General features: G+C 62.9%; 11 protein-coding genes. 5 read left to right on the top strand and 6 right to left on the bottom strand.

Annotation, left to right across the window (positions count from 1 at the left end):
- Window positions 1-29 precede the first annotated feature (29 nt).
- Window positions 30-1217 (top strand): amino acid ABC transporter substrate-binding protein, encoded by a 1188-nt coding sequence (locus tag AC1DZP_RS08610; RefSeq protein WP_477301580.1) that lies wholly within the window; start codon window positions 30-32, stop codon window positions 1215-1217.
- 334 nt (window positions 1218-1551) lie between these two features.
- Here AC1DZP_RS08610 and AC1DZP_RS08605 read toward each other — a convergent pair whose 3' ends face one another.
- Window positions 1552-1821, bottom strand: coding sequence for a hypothetical protein (locus tag AC1DZP_RS08605; RefSeq protein WP_477301578.1), 270 nt, complete (start codon window positions 1819-1821; stop codon window positions 1552-1554).
- 29 nt (window positions 1822-1850) lie between these two features.
- Here AC1DZP_RS08605 and AC1DZP_RS08600 point away from each other — a divergent pair, with 29 nt between their 5' ends.
- Genes AC1DZP_RS08600 through AC1DZP_RS08585 form a run of 4 tightly spaced genes read left to right on the top strand, consistent with a single transcriptional unit; the run spans window position 1851 to window position 7010 of the window.
- Window positions 1851-3026, top strand: coding sequence for an acyltransferase family protein (locus AC1DZP_RS08600; protein WP_477301576.1), 1176 nt, complete (start codon window positions 1851-1853; stop codon window positions 3024-3026).
- Window positions 3023-4129 (top strand): glycosyltransferase family 2 protein, encoded by a 1107-nt coding sequence (locus AC1DZP_RS08595; protein WP_477301574.1) that lies wholly within the window; start codon window positions 3023-3025, stop codon window positions 4127-4129. Before AC1DZP_RS08600 ends, AC1DZP_RS08595 begins: the two co-directional genes overlap by 4 nt.
- Window positions 4130-4133: 4 nt before the next feature.
- Window positions 4134-5168 carry a glycosyltransferase family 2 protein gene (locus AC1DZP_RS08590; protein WP_477301572.1) on the top strand — a complete coding sequence of 345 codons (1035 nt, stop codon included), beginning with the start codon at window positions 4134-4136 and terminating at the stop codon, window positions 5166-5168.
- Between the two features lie 9 nt (window positions 5169-5177).
- Complete coding sequence (locus tag AC1DZP_RS08585) at window positions 5178-7010, top strand: ABC transporter ATP-binding protein (RefSeq protein ID WP_477301570.1); 1833 nt, start codon at window positions 5178-5180, stop codon at window positions 7008-7010.
- Between the two features lie 2 nt (window positions 7011-7012).
- On the opposite strand, the gene AC1DZP_RS08580 is transcribed toward AC1DZP_RS08585, so the two are convergent.
- The 5 genes from AC1DZP_RS08580 to AC1DZP_RS08560 form a co-directional block, all read right to left on the bottom strand.
- Complete coding sequence (locus AC1DZP_RS08580) at window positions 7013-8479, bottom strand: coiled-coil domain-containing protein (RefSeq protein ID WP_477301568.1); 1467 nt, start codon at window positions 8477-8479, stop codon at window positions 7013-7015.
- 649 nt (window positions 8480-9128) lie between these two features.
- Complete coding sequence (gene minE / locus AC1DZP_RS08575; protein ID WP_024501686.1) at window positions 9129-9401, bottom strand: cell division topological specificity factor MinE; 273 nt, start codon at window positions 9399-9401, stop codon at window positions 9129-9131.
- The gene (gene minD, locus AC1DZP_RS08570; RefSeq protein WP_477226767.1) at window positions 9398-10213 is read right to left on the bottom strand and encodes a septum site-determining protein MinD; all 816 of its coding nucleotides are present in this window, start codon (window positions 10211-10213) and stop codon (window positions 9398-9400) included. Before minD ends, minE begins: the two co-directional genes overlap by 4 nt.
- Before the next feature lie 60 nt (window positions 10214-10273).
- Window positions 10274-11104: a septum site-determining protein MinC gene (minC, locus tag AC1DZP_RS08565; RefSeq protein WP_095091257.1), complete on the bottom strand. Its 831-nt coding sequence runs from the start codon at window positions 11102-11104 to the stop codon at window positions 10274-10276.
- Between the two features lie 395 nt (window positions 11105-11499).
- Window positions 11500-14364, bottom strand: coding sequence for an ATP-binding protein (locus AC1DZP_RS08560; RefSeq protein WP_477301566.1), 2865 nt, complete (start codon window positions 14362-14364; stop codon window positions 11500-11502).
- Window positions 14365-14558: the final 194 nt, after the last annotated feature.

Below are 14558 nucleotides of genomic sequence, written 5' to 3'. Positions count from 1 at the left end.
AGAGGCCCGTACTTCGGGAGAGGCTAGCCATGTCCGCCGTGCCCATCCGCATCGGCTACTGCCTGTCGCTGACCGGCTCGCTCGCGGGCAACAGCCGGCCGGCGCGGCTCGCGCATGACATCTGGCGAGAAGACACCAACAGACGGGGCGGATTGCTCGGCCGCCCTGTCGAACTTGTCTGTCATGATGACCATGGTGATGCCTCGCTCGTGCCTGGCCTCTACAAGCGGCTGATGGACGACGACAAGGTCGACCTGGTCATCGGCGGCTATGGCACCAACACGGTTTTGCCGGCAATGCCGCTGATCATCAAAGGGCAGCGATTCTTCGTCGGTCTGATGGGCCTCGGCGTCAACAACGCGCTCGCCTATCCCAACTATTTCGCCATGATCCCGACCGGGCCGGATCCGAACGCGGCACTGACCGAAGGATTCTTCACGCTCGCCGCGCAGCAGAAGCCGCGGCCAGCGACCGTAGCGCTCTTGTCCGCCGACGCCGAATTTTCCAGGAATCCCATTCTCGGCGCCAAGGCAAACGCCGACAAATACGACTTCAGCATCGTTCATGAGGCCACTTATCCGCTGACGACAACCGACTTCAAGCCGGTCCTTGATGCCGTCGCCAAGAGCGGCTGCGACCTCTTGTTCCTCTGTTCCTACCTCCAGGATTCGATCGATCTCGTGCGCGCCATCCATGCGCACAGGTTCCGCCCGAAGATGGTTGGCGCCGGCATGATCGGGCCACAGAACACGGCGGTGAAAACGGCGCTCGGCCCGCTGCTCAATGGCTTCGTCAATTACGAATATTGGGTCCCCGTCGCCAGGATGATGTTCCCCGGCGTTCAGGAGTTTCTGGACACTTACCAGGCGCGAGCCGGCGATGCCGGCGTCGACCTCTTGGGGCACTATATGGCGCCGCTCGCCTTTGCGCAGATGCAGGTGGTTGCCCAGGCAATCGAGGCGAACGGCGGCCTCGACGACGCCGCCCTGTCGGCATACACGCGCGAAGCGATCTTCGACACCGTCATGGGCGCCGTCAGCTTCGGGGTGAACGGCGAATGGGCGCGGCCACGCGTCCTGCAGGTTCAGTTCCAAGGCATCTCCGGCCATGAGGCTGGCCAGTTCCGCAACGGATCGAGGCAGATCGTGGTGTCGCCACCAGACTTCGCCTCTGGTGAGCTGATCTTTCCCTATGCGCAAGCCCGCTCTGCCGGGTGAAGGGCTTTGCTTGCGGCTTCCCGTTGGGCGGATGCCTGCTTTGGGAGGAGCGAACCGTGCGGGCAACCCACGAAAAAGCCGGCGATCATGCTGCATCGCGCAAAACCCAATAATTCCAATTCATTCCATGTGTAACCGAGGAAAAGTTCGTATGGTAAATTATAGATTTTCGAGTTTCGCGGCCGATTTAAGAAAGATCTGAGCTTTTCTTATTCTCCAAGCTGGGGTTTTTTCCAATCAACCGGAGCAGGCAGATCCATACAGCTCAACGGCAGGGTTGAATTGCTCGGGGAAATCACCAAAAAGGGCGAAATCCGGGCAGCTTTGTCAACCTTTATCGCTTGCTCACACAAGTATTTCGGCCTGGTAAATTTTTTGTGTTGCGCTGCACAATGCGGTAGCCGAACCATCGTCCGGGGGACTCGTTTAGCGACTGGACATAGGCCGTGAAGGATTCCCTGGCTTGACCGAATTGAGCTGCCTGTCCGTCGATTTCGAGCCCGGCCTGAGCGGACTCGCAAAGCGCGGGTTTGATGGCGCCGGCCCCGTGGCGGGTCTCGTCCGCCTTGGCCTGCCGTTCGAAATGGCCGGCTTGCGGCTTCATCGCGGACATCACGCCGGCGGACGCTGTTGATGGGAAACACCCGCGACATCCAACTGGATGCATTGAGGGCCATCGCCGTAACGATGGTTCTGTACTCCCATTTCTTCGCGGCCGGAGGATCATCCTTCTGGGGCCATATCGGCGTGCGGCTGTTCTTCGTGCTGAGCGGCTTCCTGATCACGCGCCTGCTGCTGGAAGCGCGTTCGGCCGCCGAATTTGAAACCGGCGCCGCGTTGCGAGCCTTCTACATCAGGCGGGCGCTGCGGATATTTCCTCCCTATTTCGCCGTCCTGGGTTTCGTTTGGGTTTTCGACCTGGAACAGGCCAGGCCATCGCTGCTCTGGCATGCGCTCTATCTGTCGAATTTCTGGTATGCGCTGCGCAATGACTGGACGCCCTGGGTGCTGTGCCATTTCTGGAGCCTGAGCATCGAGGAGCAGTTCTATGTCGCCTGGCCACTGATCGTCCTGCTGGTCCCGCGCCGGCGCTTCGAGCCGATCTGCATGGGCATCATCCTGCTGTCGCTGGCCTATCGCTTCTACTGGCCGGTCACCGCCAACCCGGCGCTGGCACGCGACCTGCTGCCGCCGGCATCCATGGATGCGCTGGCGTCAGGTGCGCTGCTTGCCTGCTGGCGGTCCAGAGGTGCTGCCCTGCCGCAATGGATGCGGTTGGGCTGGCCTGCCTTCGCGGCCGCATTCCTGATGATCGAGTGGTTTGTCCCGGCGCCTCCCGATCCGACACTGGAATGGGCGCGCTGGCTGCTGCTGCAAGTCCTGCCCCTAGTGCCGTTGATGGCCATCGTCGCCGCCTGTTCGAGCGGCCTTGGCGGCACCCTCGGCAAGCTTGCCGAGCTGCCGCCGTTGCTGGCTTTGGGTCGCATCAGCTACGGCGTTTATCTCTATCATCCGATATTGCTGTCGCTCGCAGTCAAGTCGCAGCCGTGGATTCCGCTCAATGTCTCGGAGCAAGGGCCAGGGCGGTTGCTGGTTGCGAGCGCCGCCACGATTGTCGTGGCCTCGATTTCCTGGGTGGTTTTCGAAAGGCCGCTCAACCGCCTGAAGCGCCACTTCCCCTATGTGGCGCGCACCCATGCCGCGCCGGCACGCGCCGACCGCGCCGGCTGGGCCACGAGGGCGCCCGGCCGATCGCCCGATGGCCCAGCGCCATCGCTCGACCTACAGCAAACGGATGCGACTCGATGACCGCCGCGCCGCTCGTCTCAGTCCTGCTGCCGGTCTACAATGCCGGGCCCTATCTCGCCGCCGCGCTGGGAAGCATCCTGCGGCAGGACTACTGCCGCGTGGAGGTCATCGCCATCGATGACGGGTCGACCGACAATTCGCTCGAGATCCTCGAGCGATACCGGCAAGCCGACAGCCGCATCTCGATCATCTCGCGCGAAAACCGCGGCCTCGTCGCGACGCTCAACGAAGGGCTGCAGAAAGCCCAGGGCGACCTGGTCGCACGGATGGACGCGGACGACGTCGCCTATCCCTGGCGCCTGTCGCGCCAGGTGGCGCTGTTCGAGCGGCGGCCCGAACTTGGCTTCTGCGGCGCCGGGGTCGACATGTTGATCCGCGGCCGCATCGCCAGGGGCAAGCCCGATCCGGTGTTCCAGTTCGGCCGCATTCCCATATTGGCGATGTTCTTCACCATCTTCATGCATCCGACGGTCGTCTACAACAGGAAGGTCATCGAAGACGACGATCTCCACTACGACAAGACCTACAGGCACGCCGAGGATTTCGATCTTTTCAGGCGACTGGCCGGCCGCTACCCGGCAGCCATGATGCCCGAAAACCTGGTCGTCTACCGTGTCCATGCGGGAAGCGTGACCAGCCGGCACAGCAAGGAGATGCGCAGGACTCATTTGCGGATCGTGGCGGAGAATCTCGAGCGCGAGGGCCTTGCGGAAACCACGCGGGACCTGCGCGACATCGGCGATACGGTCAGCCTCGACACCGTTACCCGTGCGGCCAACTTCATCGTCGCGCTGGAGGAGGAGATCTGCTCGCTGCCGGCCGAGACACGGCGGAGCTTCGAGGCCGGCGCGCTGAACCTGTTCTATTTCCTCTACCAGCTCGTCGCCGACGAAAAGCAGCCCCAGTTGACGCATGAATTGCTGACGCGGACCACGAAATGGAACTTTATCCGGCGCCGGGAGAAATATGCGCTGCGGCCGGGCTCCTGGGCGCCCTGGCTCAGCCTTGCCTCGTTGTCGGCCGGCAGGCAGGCGGACGCCCTGGCATACTTCTTCAAATCCGCGCCCGCCGAGACGGTCCTGGCGCCTTATCAGTTGAGTTAGAGGGATGACCGTCAAAGCCCACCAACCCCTGCAGCGCGATCGTTCGACGGCGCTCGGCGCCGTCCCGGCCAATTCCCGCCCGGAACGATCGGCGCCAGAAGTCAGCTTCATCATCTGCACGCGCAACCGCGTCGCCGTGCTCGAGGCTTGCATCAAGTCGGTGCAGGCCGCGTGCCGCGCCCATGCCGGCTTCGCCGCCGAACTGGTGGTCGTCGACAACGGCTCGAGCGACCGTACGGCGGAACGCCTGGCCAGCATCGCCGCCATGTCGGACATTCCATTCACGCCGGTTTACGAGCCCCGCCCCGGATTGGCGACTGCCCGTAACGCCGGACTGAAGCGCGCGCGGGGCCGTGTGCTGGTCTTTGTCGATGATGACTGCGCGGTCCATTGCGACTACCTGCGCGATCTGGAGCGACACTATGCGTCCGGGGAACAATGGCTCATCCGGGGCGGCCGTGTCGAACTTGGCGATCCCAGGGATTTGCCCTTCACGATCAAGCGCTCGCGGGTACGTGAGCGGCTGACACCGGATGTCCATCCCGGCGGTTTCGTGCTGGGCTGCAACATGACGATGCACCGCGATGTCGCGGCCCGTATCGGCAATTTCGACGAACGTTTCGGCGCCGGCGGGCCGTTGCGATCGGCGGAGGATACCGACTATCTCGTGCGCGCGGTGCTGCTCGGCATCGCGGTCGAATATGTGCCGGACATGACGATCTTCCATCATCACGGCCGGCGCGATCGCAAATCCATCGAAAAGCTCCACCGCGACTACAGCCTGGGTAATGGCGGGCTCTGCCTGAAACATGTTCGCCATGCTCCCTGGCTGCTGCGTCATTTCTACTGGGCCGCGAGAGCCGCTTTCCGGGAATCGGCGGGCGGGCCTGCGTTCGATCGTGAACTCAACCTGTCGCATTGGCCGATCGTCGGCATGAATTTGCTCGGCGCCGCCAGATTCGCGGTTCTCCTGCTGGCGAGACGGGCGCAGGGTGCGCCGGTGCGACAAGATCAACAGGCAAATGCCGAAGCGAGTTGAACCGCTATAATGTCATTGCTACCGCCCAGCCTGCCGATGCTGTTCCGGACGTTCGGAAAGAAGCAACTGCGCCTGCTTCCGGCCGTGGTGGTGCTCGGCCTGGTCAGCGCCGTCCTCGAAGGGTTCGGCATCGGCCTGATCATCCCGTTGCTGGGCATTATCATGGGACACGGGGACGCAGCGGGAATGGGCGGCTTCTCCGCCGTCCTCCAGCATGTCGGATCGGGCCTCAGCGAGCGCGACCGGCTTATGGTCATTTCGGTCGCCATCCTCGGCTCGATCGTCCTGAAGAACATTTTCGCCTTCGCCAACACGCTGCTGACGACCTTCATCTACGGCAAGGCTAGTCATTCGATCCGCAGCGCTTTGTCGGAGCGGCTGTTGCGGGTCGGCTACCCATTCTTCCTGCGGCAGAGTCCAGGACGGCTGCTCAACATCATCTCCAACGAATCCTGGCGGGCATCGGATGCGATCCAGATCATGCTGTCGGCCATCGTCAGCGCATCGGCCGCCATCATCCTGCTGGCTTTCCTGCTGCTGCTTTCGTGGCGCATGACGCTGTTGGTCACGCTGGGACTGGCCGTCGTCCAGATCGCGCACGCCATCCTGTCGGCCAATCTGAAGGGGCCCAGCCGCAGCGTCGCCTCGCGCAACTCGCACCTCGCATCGCAGATGCTCCATCTGGTGCATGCCGGACGGCTGATCCGCATCTTTGGACAGGAGAGCCGGGAGAAGGCGATATTCGATACGGCGTCCGATGCGGTCCGCCGCGCCTCCTTCGTCCTGCTTGTGCGCCAGGGAGCGTTGCCGCCGCTGACGGAGGTTCTCCACGCCGCGCTGTTTCTGGCGGTGGTGATCGGCGCCTGGCTGGCCCAGGTGAATTTCCCGCTGATCATCGCGTTTGTCATCCTGCTCTACAGGCTGCAGCCGCATATGCGGGCCCTGCAAGGGTCGTGGAGCCAGCTGCAAGGCCTGAGCGGATCGCTCGAAGAGGTGACATGGATGCTGGATCCGTCCGGCAAGCCTCCACCGCCGCAAGGCGACGGGCCGTTCCACGGCTTGCGCCAGGGCATCAGGTTCGATGACGTGACGTTCACCTATTCCGGCACGGACCGGCGTGAGGTAGTGCTGCATTCGGCGACTTTTGATATCCGCGGCGGCCGCTCGACGGCACTGATCGGCCGCTCGGGCGCCGGCAAGACAACGATCGTCAATCTTCTGTGCCGCTTCGTGGAGCCTGACACCGGCAGGATTCTCGTCGATGGATCACCGCTCGACGGGATCGACGCCAGCCAGTGGCGCCAGCACATCGCATTGGCCAGCCAGGAGCTGGAGCTGGTCGACGGCACCATTTTTGAAAACATAACCTACGGGCAGGACGCGGCCACGGCCGCCGAAGCCGAGCGTGCCGCGAGACTGGCCGAGGCGCACGAATTCATCGAACGGCTCCCGCTCGGTTACGACACGCTCGTCGGCTACAGGGGTATCAACCTCTCGGCGGGACAGCGACAGCGGATCGCACTGGCCAGGGCCCTGGTGCGCGATCCCGATCTCCTGATCCTGGACGAGGCCACCAATGCCGTCGATGGGCTATCGGAGGCAGCCATCGTCGAGACCCTGAAGTCGAGAGCCGGCCGCCGCACGACCATCGTCATCAGCCACCATCACAGCACCATCTCGTTCTGCGACGACGTGGTGATCCTGAGCGGCGGCCGGGTGAAAAAGCAGGCGCCTTTCGGCGCGCTGGCATCGCTCACCATGGACGAGCTTTACCAGCACGAGCCGCTCGCCGCCCCAGGCGGGGCGGGAGCGAAGCGACGTCGCGGCGAGCCCGCGAAATAAAGCTACGGCGCCGCGCGGAGGTTCCTGCGGGCGCGCCGCCTGCCCGTTGCACGTGCTTTCTCCGCCACCACCCCGGTGATCTCGACCACGGTGCCTTCGCGCGGTCTGCCGCTGGTGGCCTTGTGGAGCCGCTCGTAGGGCAGCAATTCCTTGATCCTGGCATTGAGCGACACGATTTCGGCCCTGAGGTCCTCGCATTCCTGCCTCTGGACATCGAGCTGTATCTGTTCCGACGCCTGTTGCAGCACAAGCTGTGAAAAATTGGCGTTCACTTTCGAAAGGCTCGCCTTGTCGCTTTCGTTCTCTTCGATGAGCGCGGACAATTTTTCGTCGGCGATTTTCTTTTCGGCCAGCGTGTCGTTCAATTCAGTCTTGAGCCTGGCGATCTCGCCGGTGGCATCGCTGTTCTCGTTCGAGGCCCACTCCAGCCGCGATTGCAGGTCCTCGATCTCGGAACGCAACCCGCGCATTTGCGTCTGGCTGCGCGCCAGTTCCGCTTCCCGGTCGCCTTCCACCATGCTGGCCGCTTCGCTCATTCCCGAAAGCTTCGCCTGTGCGGCCTCGAGCGACTTCTGGAGCCGCACCTCCTCTTTCTCGCTCTTTGCGAGCGCGGCGAGCAGTTCCGCAAACCGCGCTGCTTCGCTGGCATGGATCGCCGAGAGCTCGTCGAGCCGGTGGCGCGCCTGGGATTCCCGCTTCAGCGCCTTGTCGAGCTCCATCGACAGGCTGACATGCTTTTCGCGCAGCATCTTGCTCTCGCGCAAGCGCCTGTTGGCCTCGACGGTCCTGGCGGTCAGCCGCTTGGCGATGTCGCCGAAGTCCGCGTCGCGCTTTGCGCTCGCATTGGCTGCCTCCGCGAGTTCCAGCCTTGTCGCGGCAAGCGTCGCGCGAAGTGCGTCCCTGTCCTGGACCAGGCTTGTCTCGCGCTGTTGCAGCACCTCGCAGGTGCTTTCACGCTCGCGCAGCTTTCGCCCCGCATCGTGCAGCTTTTCCGACAGCGTTCTTTGTTCGGCGAGGAGGCCGGCATTGGCCAGCTCCAGCTCGTTGGCGCGAAGAATGTCGCCATGCAGGATGTTGAGGTATTCGCGCGTCAGGTGATGTGAGGTCGCGATCTCCGACAGCTTGCCGGTGATCTCCTCCATATAGTCCCTGGCGTCATGGAACAGCCCTTCGAAGGCGCTTAACGCAGCCAGTCGGGTCTGGGCGTGGGACGTCAGCCGCGGCCCGGTTTCGGGACTGTCCGGATTGCCCGCACCGTCTGCATTCTCCGCACCATCCGTGTTTGCCGCATTGGCCTCGGGTGGCGGGTCGTCAGGTGCCGCCGTGGAATCCGGGACCTCGTCGCTCTTTGGCGGCGCCTCGTCCTCGGCGTTGAGACTAGCGTCCAGCGCATCCGCCAGATCGATCTGCAGTTCCTGTAGTGCGGTATCTACGTCTTCAGCGCGCTTGATCAAGCCCTTGAAGTTCATGCCCGAACTCCCCTACCCATACCCAACCCAGTACTTAACAAAATGCTAATGTATCATTACATCCGCGGCTTCCGTATGGGAAGCCCCGCCTGTAGAATGCTGAAACTAGGGGATTTCTCGCTTGCGTCCAGTGGCTTGAAGTCGCCGCCGCGCACCATTTTTCGTGGCAAAGCCCGCGCCGCCGCGCGTGAGCTCCAGAGGTGCCTCGGAGAAAACTTGTCTCATTCCGGCTTACCATACGGCAAGATGATTGCCGCAGGCGAGACTGACCACGCTACCCCAAAAGTGGAGGTACCAAACGTAGGTGGGTTGGCGCCGACCCTCCACAAAATGTAGGTTTCTCGCCCTACGGAAGTGGGGGACAGGCTCGACCCCCAAATGAATTCAGAGGAAGCTTGCCGGCGTGGCAGGCCCCCTCTCCGACCGCTTCGCGATCTCCCCACCTCCCCCTTGTGGGGGTAAGCCATCGGTTCGCGAAGCGAATTCATCGTGCCGGTGGCACGATGAAAGGCAGCGAACGCCGGGACGCTGCGCAGCAGCGGGGACCCGGCAGACGAGACCGCAGGTTCGGGTGGGGGTGCCTGGCGCCGACCCCCCCGCCCCCATCCGCTTTGCGGATCGACCCTCCCCACAAGGGGAGGGTAAAAAATCAGCCCGCCATCGCCAGCGGCACGGCGCTCTTGTTGGGGATCTGGATGTCGATTTCCAGCGTCGACATGGTCTCGCCGCGGTCCATCGAGACCTGCAGGTAGTCCTGGTCGATCTGCACATGCTTGGCGATCACGGCCATGATCTCCTCGCGCAGGATGGAGACCAGGTCGGGCTGGCTGCGGTTGCGGCGCTCATAGGCGAGCAGCACCTGCAGCCGCTCGCGCGCCACCGGCGCACTGGAGCGCCGCTTGAAGATGTCGAGCAGGTTCATGCCGCCCTCCTTCCCAAAAGACGATCGAGGAAACCCTTGCGTTCGAACGGCACGACGACGGGCAAGTCCTCGCCCTCGAGCCGCCTTGCAGCATCGATATAAGCCTTGGCAGCCGCGTTGAGCGGCTCCGAAAGCGTCACCGGCGAACCGAGGTTGGAGGCCCTCAGCACATCCTGGCTCTCGGGAATGATGCCGAGCAGCGGCGTCGACAGGATCTCCAGCACATCGTCGATGGACAGCATTTCGCCGCGCGCGGCGCGCGCCGCGTCGTAGCGCGTGACCAGCACATGCTTGGCGATCTGCTCGCCATGCTCGGCCCGCAGCGTGCGGGCGTCGAGCAGGCCGATGATGCGATCGGAATCGCGCACCGAGCTCACTTCCGGATTGGTGACGATGACCGCCTCGTCGGCAAAGCGCATGGCGAGCTGCGCGCCGCGCTCGATGCCGGCCGGGCTGTCGCAGAACACATAGTCGAACACCGAGCGCAGCTTGTCGATGACTTCGCCGACGCCGTCTTCGGTCAGCGCATCCTTGTCGCGCGTCTGCGAGGCCGGCAGCAGGAACAGCGTCTCCACCCGCTTGTCGCGGATCAGCGCCTGCGAAAGTTTCGCCGAGCCCTGGATGACGTTGACGAGATCGAACACCACGCGGCGCTCGGCGCCCATGATCAGGTCGAGGTTGCGCAGGCCGACGTCGAAATCGACGAGCGCCACCTTCTTGCCGGTCTTGGCGACCGCGGCGCCCAGGGCTGCCGTCGAGGTCGTCTTGCCAACGCCCCCCTTGCCCGAGGTGACCACCACTACCTTGCCCATGAAAATGCCTCCGTTGTTGTTATGTCGTTGGTCGAGCGGCCCTGCCGGCCGCAACATATGTCAGCTGAGCGGCGCGACGCGCAGCCCGTCCCCGTCGAGAAATGCCTGGATTGGCTTGCCGCGCGAAACGCCTTCCATCTCCTCGGCAGTCACGTACCAGCCGTCGACCGCCAGAAGCTCGGCCTCGTTGCGGCGGCAGAAGATGCGCGCGCCCTTGTTGCCGAGCGCACCCGCCGAAGCGCGCCCGCGCAGCGTGCCGTAGACATGGATCGAGCCCGCCGCGATGATCTCCGACCCGGACGCGACCGAGCCGAGCACGATGACATCGCCATGCGGATGCACGATCGCCTGGCCGGAGCGGATCGGCGACTTGATCATCAGCGTGCCCGAAGCTTCGTGCCCAACCTGCGGCTCGCTCTCGCCTGCTTTGCTTGCGCCAACCTTGTCAGCCTGCGGGCGCCCCACATCGGCGCGTCCGGCACCTGCGCGTTCCGCGTCCGCGCGAACCTCTGGCGCCTTGCCCTCGGCCTTCTCGTCCGCCCTCGCCTTGCGGCCGGGCAGCAAACCATCGGTCGTCGCCTCCTTGGCGCCGACCAGCACCGGCGGCAATTCGGCGCCAAGCGCGGCCCCTTCGAGCTCGATGGCATAGATGCGAATGCCGCGCGTGGCGAGTTCCGCCACCAGCGCCGCGATATCGCTTGGCTGCGGCTTCAGCGTGTTCAGATCGAGCAGCACCGGCCGGCCGCTGAAATAGCCGGGCGAGTTGCCGATCCAGTGATCGAGCCCCTCCAGCCAGGCACCCAAAGGCGCCTCCGGCGTCAGCGTGAACGCGACGAACGAGCGGGCGCGAAAGCGAATGGATTTGGCCTCGAGGGGAGCGGCAAAAGTCACTGGCGGCGAATCCTTACTGATAGGTAAACGCTAGCGAGTGAATGGTTAACGAATGGTTAATGCGAGGGGGCGGAACTTGGCACGTGCGCGAGAAATCGGCAGGGTCTACTAGGGCCAGTAGCGGACGCTGACCGGCTACATGCTGAACGTCTTGATAGGGCCGACAGCAGTAGGTGGGCTTATGGCCACGGAAGAACGATAGTGGACCTTCAACTTTCCAAGGTTCGATGTCGTGACTTGACTCTTAGACCGGACATAATGATCGCCTGTCCACTTCCTTTGGCGCGGGGGCGTCCGGTGGACCGAGACAGATTTCGACATACTCGGGGACCGGTTGGCTCCCCACCATAGGGCAACGGGGTCGGTCCATGTCTGTCGGCCAACGGGCGGCAAGGCTAGCAGAGCGCTCTGAGCTGGGCCTTAGCTTCCACAAACTCAGGCATTGCCGAACCTTCGGGGAAGCAATCACATGCGCGACTAAGGATGTCACGCGCCTGAGAGGTTCGGGCCGTTTCGCGCCACAGTTTCGCTAGGCTGAGGGTGTTCCGCAGTTCCCAGATCAGTGCCTTCTGCATTCGGCTGATTTCGATCGCCCGGAGGAAGAGCGCCTCCGCGTCAGGCAATCGGTCGGCACCATCGTCCATAAGTAGCGCCTCGCCGTGTCTGCGGAGAATTTCGGCGGTACACCAATTGGTCCCGCCGGCAAGTGCTTGGGCAAGCGGTTCTGGATGTAGCATGCGGTCGGCAAATGTGCTCAACCGCTCCGTCTGATATGGTGTAAGCTTTTGCCGAAATAGTTGGGCAACATTCACCCACGTGCGCTGGGATTCCGGCATCTTAAGAAAAACGAGCACGCGTGCGTAGAACTCACCCTCGGTACGCCAGATCGTAAGGGGAACGCCGATCGCCTCATCAAGCAGCAAGTCGACATATTGCTGCAGGCCCGCAAGGTCGCCATTCCAAATTGCAAGCGGGCAAGCGCCGAAAACCAGGAAATATCCGAACGCAAATACCTGATCGATCCGGTTCACATGCTCAAGCGTGTGGGCGAGCACCTGATTGGCCCGTTCGGCGCGCCCCGTGATCCAGAGAATACGACAATAGTGGGCGCTCGATGCCGTCTCATGGTCGTAGACAAAGCCGCCGTCGTGGCGTTGAATGGCCGGGTATCGAAGTGCTTCCTCGGCATGGTGCAGGGCGGCGTCCTGGTCGCCCAGGAGGTGCAGACTGAGCGCCGACATTCGATGGTAAGTCGCCGCGATGATAGGTATTGGATGTTGGGCAAAGAGCGCCGCAACATCCGACACCGCCGCCGCCATCGGTTCGTAGGTGCCATAGGTCGAGTGGTGGCCGTAAAGACCCCACAGCGCCTGGAGTTGGTAATTGAAATCGCCCACCCGCTGCGCAATTCTGTGCGCTTCGCCGAGAGCCGCCGCGACCTCGGGCACAGGCCCGATACCGTGGAAGATCGCGTGGCCGAGCGCGATGTAGAGACGGATGCGCACGCCATCGTCGATTTCCGGCATCCCGTCGACAAGCGCAATGGCGCGCTCCAGGTTGCGCCGCAGTTCGGGGAGGAGAAGCATTTTGAACCAAATCGGCGCTGAGGCTGCTGTGATCTTTACGCCAAGCACCGGGTCTCCGCCCGGCGCGAACGCCCAATCGATGGCGGCGCGAAGATCGGCTACTTCGCTGCTGTGCTGGGCGAGCCAGTCCGCGTCTGGCACCTCGACCCAGTTGTCACCGGCGTCGACCGAGCGCTCATAGCAATATTGCGCATGACGGCGCTTCAAGGATTGGATCTCGCCGTTGTCTAGGAGTTTGGTGGAGGCATAGAGCCGAAGCGATTCAAGAAGACGATACCGAGGATACGTGCCGGTCAAGTCGGCAACGATCAACGATTTCTGAAGAAGGTCGTCCAGAACGTCGATTGTGCTGAGGTCATCGCCGATCCCATCGTTGACGACCGCCTCGACGGCTTCGAGCGTGAAGGGGCCGGGGAAAACACTGAGGCGGCGCCAAATCGCCCTTTCCGCCTCGCCTAAACCTTCATAGCTCCAATCGATCATCGAACTCAGTGTCTGGTGGCGTGATACGGCGGTTCGCCGGCCCTTCGTCAAGATGCTGAAGCGGTCATCAAGGCGATCGACGAGGCCCCTCAGTCCGAATAGCGGAACCCGCGTCACGGCCAGCTCAATGGCAAGAGGCAGCCCATCCAATCGCGCACAAATCTCGGCAATAACGCGCGCGTCATCATCGGTCAGCTCAAAGGCTCCATCCCATGCACGCAGGCGCTCGACAAAGAGCCGCACGGCCGAAAATCGGATGGCTTCAGCCGCACGAAGGTCCAATGTTGTCTGAGGGACCTCCAAAGGGGTCAGTCGCTGCACCCATTCAAAAGCGGCCCGCAGCGGCTCCCGGCTTGTGATCAGCAGATGGACATCGGGTGCGTGCGTCACGATCGCTTCGGCGATTTCGCTCGCCCTATCGAGAACATGTTCGCAGTTGTCGAGCACGATCAGCTGTTGCCGCGAACGCAGGTGCCTGCGAAACGTCTGCAGCGGGTCCTTGTCGTCAACAGCGGGCAGCCGAAGCAGCGATACGAGATCGGCTGCGAGCAGCGAAGGCCGCGGCAATCCGGCAAGGTCGATAATTTGCACGCCGTCGCGATACGCGTCCGCAACTCGTTGCGCGACGGCGAGCGCAACGACCGTCTTTCCAATACCTCCCGTTCCGGTAATCGTTATCAAGCGCTTCCTCGGAAGCTGGTCGGCGAGCTCGGCGATAATGTCGTCTCTCCCGAAGATAGGTGTCAGGACTGCAGGAGAGTCGGCGTGGTCCAGCGACGGGGCCGGCACCGCCGTCCGGGGTGCACTGCCAGTTCGGGGCGAGCTTCGAATGGCGTCTGCGACGAAAGAATAGCCCCGTCCTGGAACGCTCGCTATAAATCGCGCGTCTGACCGGCCATCGCCCAGTGCCTTGCGGACCGCCGCAATGTGAACCCTCAGATTGCTCTCTTCGATGGCCATGCTCGGCCAAACCAAGGAGAAGAGTTCTGCCTTGCTCACCACCTGGCCCGCGCGTTCGACCAACGCAATCAGCAGATCAAGGGCGCGTCCGCCGATTGGGATCGGCACCATGTCGCGAACTAGCGCGCGGCTAGTCGGCCATAGCTGAAAGTTCTCAAAGCTGTAGTGGTCGCCCGCATAGTCGACTGCCTGATCGCTAGAGGGAGGCAGCGGCCTTTCAGACGCGACCATCGAGTAACTTTGCTCCTTCCAAGCATATATCGCTCGGTCTCAGCGGCGCCAATGAAGTAAACCTAGCGGCATTATCCTAGCACCAACGGCGTCTTCGGAACACAGGCCACAACCTCTTGCGTGTCACGGCAGGCTTCGCGGGTTTTCACGGCGATTCCCGACCATTCACTCGCGTTCCATACGAGGCAGGGCGA

The organism is Mesorhizobium sp. P2_F8, assembly GCF_056403655.1.
This window is presented reverse-complemented; position numbering and strand designations above follow the sequence as displayed.

Excerpts from the sequence above, each read along its gene's own strand:
- minE (WP_024501686.1), bottom strand. The coding sequence starts at position 9,401 with ATGAACCTGCTCGACATCTTCAAGCGGCGCTCCAGTGCGCCGGTGGCG.
- AC1DZP_RS08610 (WP_477301580.1), top strand. The coding sequence starts at position 30 with ATGTCCGCCGTGCCCATCCGCATCGGCTACTGCCTGTCGCTGACCGGC.
- AC1DZP_RS08585 (WP_477301570.1), top strand. The coding sequence starts at position 5,178 with ATGTCATTGCTACCGCCCAGCCTGCCGATGCTGTTCCGGACGTTCGGA.
- AC1DZP_RS08590 (WP_477301572.1), top strand. The coding sequence starts at position 4,134 with ATGACCGTCAAAGCCCACCAACCCCTGCAGCGCGATCGTTCGACGGCG.
- minD (WP_477226767.1), bottom strand. The coding sequence starts at position 10,213 with ATGGGCAAGGTAGTGGTGGTCACCTCGGGCAAGGGGGGCGTTGGCAAG.
- AC1DZP_RS08595 (WP_477301574.1), top strand. The coding sequence starts at position 3,023 with ATGACCGCCGCGCCGCTCGTCTCAGTCCTGCTGCCGGTCTACAATGCC.
- AC1DZP_RS08605 (WP_477301578.1), bottom strand. The coding sequence starts at position 1,821 with ATGAAGCCGCAAGCCGGCCATTTCGAACGGCAGGCCAAGGCGGACGAG.
- AC1DZP_RS08560 (WP_477301566.1), bottom strand. The coding sequence starts at position 14,364 with ATGGTCGCGTCTGAAAGGCCGCTGCCTCCCTCTAGCGATCAGGCAGTC.
- AC1DZP_RS08600 (WP_477301576.1), top strand. The coding sequence starts at position 1,851 with ATGGGAAACACCCGCGACATCCAACTGGATGCATTGAGGGCCATCGCC.
- AC1DZP_RS08580 (WP_477301568.1), bottom strand. The coding sequence starts at position 8,479 with ATGAACTTCAAGGGCTTGATCAAGCGCGCTGAAGACGTAGATACCGCA.